Below are 1,293 nucleotides of genomic sequence, written 5' to 3'. Positions count from 1 at the left end.
TAAACCGTACTGAAAACCGACACAGGTGGTCAGGTAGAGAATACTCAGGCGCTTGAGAGAACTCGGGTGAAGGAACTAGGCAAAATAGCACCGTAACTTCGGGAGAAGGTGCGCCGGCGTAGCTTGTAGCGTCTTGCACGTGAAGGGTGAACCGGTCGAAGATACCAGCTGGCTGCAACTGTTTATTAAAAACACAGCACTCTGCAAACACGAAAGTGGACGTATAGGGTGTGATGCCTGCCCGGTGCTGGAAGGTTAATTGATGGTGTAATCGAAAGAGAAGCTCCTGATCGAAGCCCCAGTAAACGGCGGCCGTAACTATAACGGTCCTAAGGTAGCGAAATTCCTTGTCGGGTAAGTTCCGACCTGCACGAATGGCATAATGATGGCCAGGCTGTCTCCACCCGAGACTCAGTGAAATTGAAATCGCCGTGAAGATGCGGTGTACCCGCGGCTAGACGGAAAGACCCCGTGAACCTTTACTATAGCTTGACACTGAACATTGAATTTTGATGTGTAGGATAGGTGGGAGACTATGAAGTAGGAACGCCAGTTTCTATGGAGTCGTCCTTGAAATACCACCCTTTAACGTTTGATGTTCTAACGAAGATTGCGGAACGCGGTCTCGGACAGTGTCTGGTGGGTAGTTTGACTGGGGCGGTCTCCTCCCAAAGTGTAACGGAGGAGCACGAAGGTTTGCTAATGACGGTCGGACATCGTCAGGTTAGTGCAATGGTATAAGCAAGCTTAACTGCGAGACAGACAAGTCGAGCAGGTACGAAAGTAGGTCATAGTGATCCGGTGGTTCTGCATGGAAGGGCCATCGCTCAACGGATAAAAGGTACTCCGGGGATAACAGGCTGATACCGCCCAAGAGTTCATATCGACGGCGGTGTTTGGCACCTCGATGTCGGCTCATCACATCCTGGGGCTGAAGTAGGTCCCAAGGGTATGGCTGTTCGCCATTTAAAGTGGTACGCGAGCTGGGTTTAGAACGTCGTGAGACAGTTCGGTCCCTATCTGCCGTGGGCGTAGGAGAATTGATTGGGGCTGCTCCTAGTACGAGAGGACCGGAGTGGACGCACCACTGGTGTTCGGGTTGTGTCGCCAGACGCATTGCCCGGTAGCTAAGTGCGGAAGAGATAAGTGCTGAAAGCATCTAAGCACGAAACTTGCCAAGAGATGAGTTCTCCCAGACTTAGTGTCTGTAAGGGTTGTTGTAGACTACGACGTAGATAGGTGGGGTGTGTAAGTGTAGTGATACATTGAGCTAACCCATACTAATTGCCCGAG

General features: G+C 51.2%; 1 rRNA gene. It reads left to right on the top strand.

Annotated elements, in window-relative coordinates:
- A 23S ribosomal RNA gene (locus BKG94_RS09815) occupies positions 1-1,292 on the top strand; the annotation flags it as partial.
- Between the last annotated feature and the right edge of the window lies 1 nt (position 1,293).

The sequence above is a fragment of the Rodentibacter ratti genome (assembly GCF_002000485.1).
GTDB classification, from domain to species: Bacteria; Pseudomonadota; Gammaproteobacteria; order Enterobacterales; family Pasteurellaceae; genus Rodentibacter; species Rodentibacter ratti.
The sequence above is the reverse complement of the archived record's forward strand: the minus strand, read 5'-3'. Positions and strand labels throughout refer to the sequence as shown.